10 protein-coding genes are annotated in these 8,497 nt (G+C 49.5%); 8 read left to right on the forward strand and 2 right to left on the reverse strand.

All coding sequences use genetic code 11. The features are described 5' to 3' along the window. Window positions 1-36: 36 nt before the first annotated feature. From V7Z69_RS06350 to V7Z69_RS06385, 8 genes are all read left to right on the forward strand, one after another. On the forward strand, window positions 37-195 hold the full coding sequence (locus V7Z69_RS06350) for a hypothetical protein (protein WP_334139213.1): 159 nt from the start codon (window positions 37-39) through the stop codon (window positions 193-195). Continuing rightward, complete coding sequence (gene sfsA, locus V7Z69_RS06355) at window positions 189-1,358, forward strand: DNA/RNA nuclease SfsA (RefSeq protein WP_334139215.1); 1,170 nt, start codon at window positions 189-191, stop codon at window positions 1,356-1,358. Before V7Z69_RS06350 ends, sfsA begins: the two co-directional genes overlap by 7 nt. Next, on the forward strand, window positions 1,355-1,684 hold the full coding sequence (locus V7Z69_RS06360) for an ArsR/SmtB family transcription factor (RefSeq protein WP_014162488.1): 330 nt from the start codon (window positions 1,355-1,357) through the stop codon (window positions 1,682-1,684). The genes sfsA and V7Z69_RS06360 overlap by 4 nt, the downstream gene beginning before the upstream one ends. Before the next feature lie 25 nt (window positions 1,685-1,709). Then, a complete protein-coding gene (locus V7Z69_RS06365; RefSeq protein WP_014162489.1) occupies window positions 1,710-1,952 on the forward strand; it encodes a thioredoxin family protein in 243 nt (80 codons plus the stop codon). A gap of 118 nt (window positions 1,953-2,070) precedes the next feature. After that, a complete protein-coding gene (locus V7Z69_RS06370) occupies window positions 2,071-3,240 on the forward strand; it encodes a permease (protein ID WP_334139217.1) in 1,170 nt (389 codons plus the stop codon). A gap of 35 nt (window positions 3,241-3,275) precedes the next feature. Next, window positions 3,276-3,548: a (2Fe-2S)-binding protein gene (locus V7Z69_RS06375; protein ID WP_014162491.1), complete on the forward strand. Its 273-nt coding sequence runs from the start codon at window positions 3,276-3,278 to the stop codon at window positions 3,546-3,548. A 104-nt stretch (window positions 3,549-3,652) separates the two neighbouring features. Beyond that, window positions 3,653-4,543, forward strand: coding sequence for a DMT family transporter (locus tag V7Z69_RS06380; protein ID WP_244406337.1), 891 nt, complete (start codon window positions 3,653-3,655; stop codon window positions 4,541-4,543). Continuing rightward, window positions 4,543-5,688, forward strand: coding sequence for an MFS transporter (locus tag V7Z69_RS06385; protein ID WP_334139218.1), 1,146 nt, complete (start codon window positions 4,543-4,545; stop codon window positions 5,686-5,688). Before V7Z69_RS06380 ends, V7Z69_RS06385 begins: the two co-directional genes overlap by 1 nt. Here the strand turns inward: V7Z69_RS06385 and V7Z69_RS06390 are convergent. Both V7Z69_RS06390 and V7Z69_RS06395 read right to left on the reverse strand, forming a co-directional pair. Then, a complete protein-coding gene (locus V7Z69_RS06390) occupies window positions 5,685-6,530 on the reverse strand; it encodes a PDZ domain-containing protein (RefSeq protein ID WP_334139219.1) in 846 nt (281 codons plus the stop codon). The two genes, V7Z69_RS06385 and V7Z69_RS06390, sit on opposite strands and share 4 nt — an antisense overlap. A 71-nt stretch (window positions 6,531-6,601) precedes the next feature. Next, window positions 6,602-8,221 carry an amidohydrolase gene (locus tag V7Z69_RS06395; protein ID WP_334139220.1) on the reverse strand — a complete coding sequence of 540 codons (1,620 nt, stop codon included), beginning with the start codon at window positions 8,219-8,221 and terminating at the stop codon, window positions 6,602-6,604. Window positions 8,222-8,497 lie beyond the last annotated feature (276 nt).

Genomic DNA, 8,497 nt, shown 5'->3' on the forward strand with positions numbered 1-8,497 from the left:
GTGGAGAGAGGGATACCCCTTGAAGGGGACACAGCGTTGAGGAAGAGAGCCCAAGAACTTTTGGAGGCTTCTGAAACAAGCGAAGAAGTAAGGATGCAGTGGCTGGCTCTTGCCGAGGAGGCGGCCAGGGAGGGTGATTATTTGCTATCTGAGTACGCGTACAAAAAGGCCTTGAGGCTGAGGGTGCTATGGTGAAGTCTGCACCCGATGAGCAAAGTTCCTACAGTGCCGTAAAGGGAAGCCCTACGAGAGCTTTTTTTCTGGAAAGGCTTAATCGATTCGTGGTCCTCTGCAGGATAGGCACCGATGTGGTAAAAGCTCACCTTCCAAACCCTGGTAGATTGTGGGAGCTTCTTTACAAGGATGCCGAGCTTGTTTTGGAGAGAACCAGCGCTTCAGGTAGGGCTACCGATTACACGGTCGTGGCGGTAAGGACGGAAAGAGGCCCTGTAATGCTCCATACCCACAGGGTGAACAGTGCAGTTGCTTGGCTTTTGGCGAGAGGAAAACTTATCGGATTTGAGGATTACAAACTTAAGGGAAGGGAAGTTCCCCATGGACAGCACAGGTTCGACTTGCTGTTAAGCGGTCCCGAAGGGGAGGTTCTCGTGGAGGTCAAGTCTTGTACCCTCTTTGGCGAGCTTCTGGCCATGTTTCCCGACGCGCCGTCGAAGCGCGCGGTAAATCACGTAAGACACCTAGGGGAACTCGCCAGGCAGGGTGTAAAGACCGCCGTAATTTTCGCAGTTCAAACACCCCATCCCAAGTTTTTCCTGCCGGACTTTCATACCGATTACGATTTTGCGAGGACTGTCCTTGCAGAAAAGGAGCATGTGGAGTTTCTTCCGATCTCTTTGGAGTGGGGAGCAGAGGATCTAAAGTTGAAGGATCGCTCCAACAGGGTTGAAATCCCTTGGGGGGTGTTGGCGCAGGAGTGCGTGGACGCCGGAAGCTATGTTTCCATATTTGAGATTAAAGACCCCAAAGCCCCCCTGGGGGATGGCTTTTATTGCGTAGTTGAAAGGGCACCGAAAGATCTTACGGCATCCATGGCAAGGGTTACAAGAAAGACTCTCATGCCTCACCCAACTTTAAACGCAATAAAGGAAGACCTAAGCCTCGTGGGGGTTTTACCCATAAGGGCCAACGAGGACATGGCGTCGCTGCAAGACGACCTGGCTGCAGTTAGTCCTTTGACTGCAGATGGGCTTTTTTATTTTCCCCATAATCCTTTAAGGCAGAAGGCTTTCATAGATGTTCTACTTAAGTATAGGATTGGGCGCCTGGAACAAAAGCTTCTAAATGAATACCCTGGGGGGCTTGACGGTCCTAAAAAGTGTGGTAATATATGCACATGATTTGTTATAACGATAACAAAAATTACGAGCGTAAAGTGGAAATCTTGAAGGCCATGGCCCATCCAGTGAGGTTGGCTATACTGGAGAAGCTTAGAGCAGGTGACATGTGCGCCTGCGTCATAGCGGACATGTTCGAAAGCGACAGAACCACCGTGAGCAAGCACCTGGCCATACTGAAGAAGGCCGGTCTCGTAGATGACATAAAGGAAGGAAGAAACATAATCTATCATCTTAAAATGCCATGCATTCTAGATGTCATGCCTTGTATAGAGAAAGTTATAAACCAGGAACGAGAGCGAAAATGCTGTAGCTCGGGTTCGGAATAACTAAAGATGAAGTGGGGTGGACACAGTGAAGATTCAGATACTGGGGACCGGGTGTCCCAAGTGCAAGAAACTAGCGGAAACAGCGGAAAAGGCGGCAAAGGAATTGGGACTCTCCTTTGAGTTGGAAAAGGTTACGGACATAAATGACATCATATCCTTTGGAGTCATGGCAACTCCTGGACTAGCGGTGGACGGGAAGGTCCTGGTGGCTGGGAAGGTTCCGTCTGTAGAGGACGTCAAAAAAATGCTGCAGGAGTCAGCCAGCTAGTTAAAGCTGAAAAAAAAGAGAGGCCCTGGCCGCAAGGCGAGGGCCTTTAAAGAGCAGTATATGTGCAAATAATTTCACATAAAGGCTTTGTATTTTATCAAGTAGAGGTGAATATGAAATGAATTCGGAGCTCAAAAAGTTTATGTATCTTTTGCTTGCTTTTCTTGCCTTTTACTTTATGCCCGTTGAGAGCGCCAGGCTTCAGAACGCTACTGTTGAAGCGTTGGCAATGCTTCACGAGTATGCCAGAGAGCACGTTCTACTATGCCTAGTGCCGGCGTTCTTCATAGCTGGTGCCATAAGTGTGTTCGTTTCTCAGCAGTCGGTTATGAAGTACCTTGGAGCCAACGCTAAAAGATGGGTTGCCTACTCGGTTGCTGCCGTTTCAGGTACGGTACTTGCAGTTTGTTCCTGCACAGTGCTTCCCCTTTTTGCGGGAATCTACAAGCGGGGTGCTGGTCTTGGTCCAGCTACGGCCTTCCTTTATTCAGGACCGGCAATAAACGTTCTGGCAATAATCCTCACGGCGAGGGTTCTAGGTGTGGAGCTTGGGGTGGCAAGAGCCGTTGGAGCCATATCTTTCAGCGTCATAATAGGCCTTTTGATGGCCCTTATCTTTCATGAAGAAGAAGCAAAAAGACAGGAGAGCTTTGCAGCTCTTCCGGAACCCGAAGATAATAGACCTTTATGGAAGACCGTTTGGTTCATGGCCAGCATGGTGGTGTTTTTGGTCTTCGCCAACTGGGCTGCTCCCAAGGTTCCAGTGGGTTTTTGGGCAGCAGCGTACAGGGCCAAGTGGTACGTTGCGGCGCTGGCCTTGATCTCCACGGTGGCGAGTTCTTGGCTATGGTACACAAAAGACGAGCGATCCGAGTGGTTTCAGTCCACTTGGGGATACGCCTTGCAGGTTTTGCCCCTTTTGTTCGGAGGCGTTTTGGTAGCAGGTTTTCTCCTGGGAAGACCTGGGCATGAAGCTCTAATACCCGGAGAGTGGGTGGCATCTCTTGTGGGGGGTAATTCTTTCTTCTCCAACTTTTTTGCCACGGTGGCAGCGGCGTTCATGTATTTTGCGACGCTGACGGAAGTTCCCATACTGCAGGGGCTCATAGGAGCAGGAATGGGCAAGGGACCGGCCTTGGCTCTTCTCCTTGCTGGCCCAGCTTTGTCCCTGCCCAACATGCTCGTGATAAGAAGCGTCCTTGGCACCAAGAAAACGGTGACATATGTGGCTTTGGTGATAATTCTTTCCACTATAGCTGGTATGATATTCGGTGCCATCTTTGGTTAAGATGCAAAGCAGCAAGATAGCGAGGGGGTAAGGAAATGGATTGGAAGAAAGCGAGCAAGGACGAAATAGTGTGCTATTGCCAAAAGGTAACCAAGGGCGAGATAGTAAAGGCTATGTACGAAGGAGCAAACACTATGGAAGAGGTTATGAAAAAGACCAAGGCTGGAATCGGAGGCAGGTGCAAGGAGCTTAACCCCAGAGGCAGGTGCTGTCACCCCGACATAGAGGAGATCATGTCCATCTACGGCGAGACAGTCAAAAACCTGAAAAAGTCCTCCTGCTGCGGCCCTAATTGTGATTGTTCTTAACTTTGATGTAAATGTTTTTGAAAAGGCTCCCCACAAAAACGGGGAGCCTTTTTTGTGTGCAATTGACATTAAAAGTGGTATCCTTTTGCGGGGGAGGTGATAGGTTGAGTGTTACTTTGACCAGAAAACAGGTGCTCATTGCGGACGGTGCAATGCTCTTTGCCGCCGTTTTTTGGGGTTCGGGTTTCGCTGTTACCAGCTGGCTTTTAGACTACATGTCCCCCTTGTGGCTTTTGACCGTTAGGTTCTTGGCAAGCGGGGGAATCTTGATGTGTTTTTTGTGGAACAGAGTCAAAAAGCTGAGAAGAAAGCACGTGGTTTTGGGGATCCTTTTGGGCGGAGTCCTCGCGGCCACCTTCATAGCTCACGTGGTGGGACTTTTATATACAACCCCTGGAAAGCAGTCCTTCATAGCAGGAAGCAACGTAGTCATGGTTCCATTTCTTTACGCCCTATTCTATAAGAGGCTTCCCTCCCTTTTGGCCACCCTTGGAGCTTTTGTGACCACCGTGGGGCTTTTGGTCATGGCATTCACTCCTGGGATGAGCTTCAACCTCGGTGATGGACTTTCCCTCCTTTTGGCAGTGGGGATAGCCTTTCACGTCCTTTTGGTTGGAAACCTCAGCAGGCGTATGGACCCCGTGGCTTTGACGGTAGTGCAGCTTTTTGCCAGTGGGGTGTTTCTTTTGACCTTATCCTTGGTGCTTGAGCCGATACCCCACTTTGGCGACGTATCACCCAAGGTGTGGTGGGGGATAGGCTACATTGTGGCCTTCGTGACCGTGATTCCCTTTTTCATTCAGACTGTTGCCCAAAGGTACAGTCCTGAGACCCACGCTGCGATAATACTCTCCATGGAGAGCCCCTTTGGCTACGTAATAGCTATAGCTCTTGGAGAGGAAATGTTGAACCTCCAGATAGTGTTAGGAGGTGTGCTTATTTTAGCGGGAGTCTTTCTCGCGGAGCTTGAGATCTTCCTGGAGAGGAGAAAATAATGGAACAGATCAAAAGGCTTCTTCCCAAGTTGATGGTCGCAAATTTCGGCATCATGGCCTTCAGTCAGGTTTATTTCCTTTTGCCCATGTATCTATCCTATAAGGGGATCACTGATCCCAAAGCGGTTGGGTTGATTTTGGGCGCCTTCTTTTTTACAAGCACTGTCCCAAGGCCCTTTCTGGCATACCTGGTAGAAGCTTTTTCTCTAAGGAAGTTGCTTTTTGCTTCTTCGATCCTAGGCCTTGTGGCGGGTATAGGGATAGCGTGCTCAAAGACGGTGCCTTTGTTGATCTTGTGGAGGCTGATTGCGGGGTTGGACTTCGGACTTTTTTTGGTGGCCTTGACCACTTACCAGACCTTCGTGATACCTGAAGAAGTTAGAGGGAGTGCCTTTGCCCTTATAACCGTGGGTTCTATTTTTCCATTCATCGTCGTTCTGCCCATCGGCGACTTTATGCTGCACAGGAACACGGAGTGGCTTTACATATGGCTTGCCCCCCTTATGGCCTTGGTGTGTGGGGTTATATCCTTGACTTTGAGGCCGGCAAAGAAGAAGAGTAGGCTTGAAGAGGAGCAATGGGGAACCTGGAGGGAGCTTTTGTCCTTGAGATCGGTGCAGGGGTATTTGATATCGGCCATCCTCTATGGTCTTACAGATGCTGCCATTATTTCCATCACCTCCTTGGCCATGGAGAAAGAACTTCCTCCTTCTGCTTTCATGGTCCCCTTTGCATGGGGAGCTCTCTTGATAAGGCTTTTGGGATTCAAGATATTGGACATAATTCCGAAAGGAATCCTGGCTTCTTTGGTTATAGCTGTGAACGCCTTTGGACTGATAGGGGCAGCACTAGCGTCCAGTAGCCTGGTTTTTGGAGTTTCCGGGCTGATCTATGGAGTTGGCGTAGGTATAGGGTTTCCTCTCTATTTGGCCCTGGTGGGTGAGGTTACTCCCAGGCGGTTCAGACCAAAAGCAACCGCCTTGGCGTGGTTCCTCCTCGACGGTTGCTATTTTGTCACTCCTATTATCTTTGGTTACCTCTCTGCATTCATCGGGGCAAGCTGGGCCTTCAGGTTATTGCCGATTTTCCTTCTGTTTTCGTCATTGCCCGTGTATATCTTTTGTTGGCGCCCCAAAGGCTCCTAGCGATATTCTTTCATCAGCTGCTGAGCCTCCATAAGCAGAGCAAGGCCTTTACCATGCTCCGATAGCATCTGCCTGTAGAACGAGTTGAACCCTCCTGGGAGGCTCTCAAACTTGAGGATCCAATCCTCATCCCAATTGGGGTCATTGGGGAAGTTCTTTATCATCGTAGCCTCGGTCAGAGTCTTGCCTTTTGAAAGGTCGTCCTCCAGAGCCCTTATTGCCAGTAGACTAAGGTTGGCCGCTCTAGTAAGGTGGGACCTTGCCTTCAAGAGTGTTGTACGAGTTTTTTCTGGTATGACTTTCGGAACCTCGACGGAAGCCAAAGCGTTCCTGGAGTCCATAAAGGTATTGAAGGCCATGTCGAAGGTCTCCTTTGGAATAGGGGTTCGAGATGCTACTTTTTGTCTTATGTCCAGCCACGTTTCCTCGCAGGCCTGCCAGTGGATTCTTAGGGATGTGTCCACTTCAAGGAAGGCCTCCTGCCCCTCGAACGTCACTGGTTGCTTTAGCCTTATCAGCAAGTTGCGGTTGGAGCGCTTTATCGATAGCAAGATAGAGCCGTGGCTTTCGGGCAAAACCGAAATCTCATCCAGGACTTCCTGGGTGGATAAGGTGTCCGCGGGGCGAAAATCCACGGCTTTTATGAAGTCCCCCGGAAGTAGGCCTGATGCGTGAGGGAGGGAACCTTCCACGACTTCTCTTACCACAAACCCTCCAGGTACCTTCTCCAGGGTTAGGCCAGGAACCAGAGGCTGGACCGCTTCCTGAGAAAAGGCCGGAGCTGATAAAACCATCACCGCCAATATGGCGCCGAGTAAAAGCAGAGATTTATTGGTTCTCATGATATCATCTCCCGTACACGGAGTATTTGCTTTTAAGTATAACCTGATTAATGAGAAAAAGTAAAATTTTTTCAGTATGGAATCCTTTCCCAGCCATCTAGCTTTCCAAAACTGAGTCTTCCTCCCACGAAAGTTAAAAGGACCTTTACATCTTTGAGTTTGTCCGGGTCAAGTACGCTTATTCGGCTGTCCAAAACCACCAGGTCGGGGTACATTTTTGCTTTTATCTTGCCTATCTTATCCTCAAGGCCGCTTGCCTTTGCGGGATTTACCGTGTACATTCGTAATGCCTCATCCAGGGTGAGCTTCTCTTCCGGCAGCCAACCTCCTTTTGGGAACCCTTGGTCGTCAGTCCTCTCGACGGCGGACCATATCCCTCTCATGGGATTCGGGGGTTCAACGGGAGCGTCGCTTGAGGCGGTAAGCAACATGCCTGCGTTGGCCATGCTTTTCCATGCGTAAGCCCAGCTTAAGCGTTCCTTGCCTATGCGGTTTTCCGTTATCTTTATGTCGCTTGGCACGAATACTGGCTGCACGTCCCCTACGACTCCGAGTTTGGCTAGCTTGTTCATTTGATCTGGCCTACATATTTGAAGATGTACGGCCCTGTGTTTAACCCCTCCCGGCTGGTCTTTAAGCTCCATGGCTGCTTCTATTGCCTCTATCAGCTGGTCCAGGGCCCCGTCGCCTATGGCATGAGTCTGAGTCTGAACGCCCTTTTTATGGCAATCCACTATAAGGTGTTTTATCTCCTCTTTGGAGTAGTTGAGTATACCTTGGGTGAAAGGTGCATCTACGTATGGGAAAGTCAAAGCAGCAGTTCTAGCTCCCAAGGAGCCGTCAAGGAAAAACTTGCGCCCCCCATAGGAGAGCCACTTGTCGTTTTGGGGCAAGAATTTCATGGCCTCGTGCGGTTCATCGCTGTAAAGGCGGACTCGAAGAGGAAGGGTGTCCTTTTCTTTCAACTCCAAGAGGGCATCTATGTTTTCTTTAAGGCCGTAGGACGCTGCGCTGCAGGGGTTTATGGCGGTGAGTCCAAAAGAGGCCAAAAGTTGGCAGGTCCTCAGGATTCGTTTTGGCTCATTTTTTTTATCGTACAGGGATTTTCCCATGATCTGAACCATGGGTTCGGCTGCTCCTTCCACGAGGGCCCCCGTAAAATTGCCCGAGGAGTCGAAAAGTGCTCCTTTGGTGGTGGCAGAAACCGTAAAATTTGCTTCCATGAGTGCTCTGGAATTGACCACGTGAAGGTGAGTGCACACCCTTTCAAGTATCACAGGGTTGGGCAGCCCTAGCTCGTCCAGTTCCTTGAGGGTGGGCAGGCTGTCGTCTTCCCAGGAGGAGTTATCGAAGCGAACGCCGTAAATCCATTCCGTCGGAGAAGCTTGTGAGGCTTTCTTTCTCAACATGTCGTAAAGCTCCTCCTTGGATTTTGCCTTTGAAAGGTCCAGGGCCTCAAGCTGCCTCGATAGAGCGGTAAGATGCAGGTGAGAGTCGTACATCCCAGGTATCACCGTTCTTCCCTCAACGTCCAGCTTGAGGGCCTCTGAAGCAAGAGGGTGGTTCTTTACTTCATCGTAGGTTCCCACGGCCTCTATGTGTGAGGAACTAAACAAAACAGCATCGGCCTTTTTAGCCGTTCCTTCCCCCGTCCATATGTCTCCATTGTATATGAGCATGCTTTTACTCACATGGAACACCTCCAATCATCACTCAAAATAATAAATGCTTTAAAACAACGACACAAGGTCAGATAGTTTTCTTATTTGGAAACAAGAATATATCTATAAGGAAATACAATATACATAATAGACATAGTATTGACATATTTGTGGTTTTGCCTGAATATTTAGAGAAATAACTGTGCAAACTAATGTAGTGGGGGGAAAGGGATATGGTTGTCAAGCTGCGCTCTTGGAAGGAAGTTCCCTTATGGAAGGGAGTAACGGAGGAGGAGTGGAACGACT

The organism is Thermovirga lienii (assembly GCF_036847465.1).
Classification (GTDB): Bacteria; Synergistota; Synergistia; order Synergistales; family Thermovirgaceae; genus Thermovirga; species Thermovirga lienii.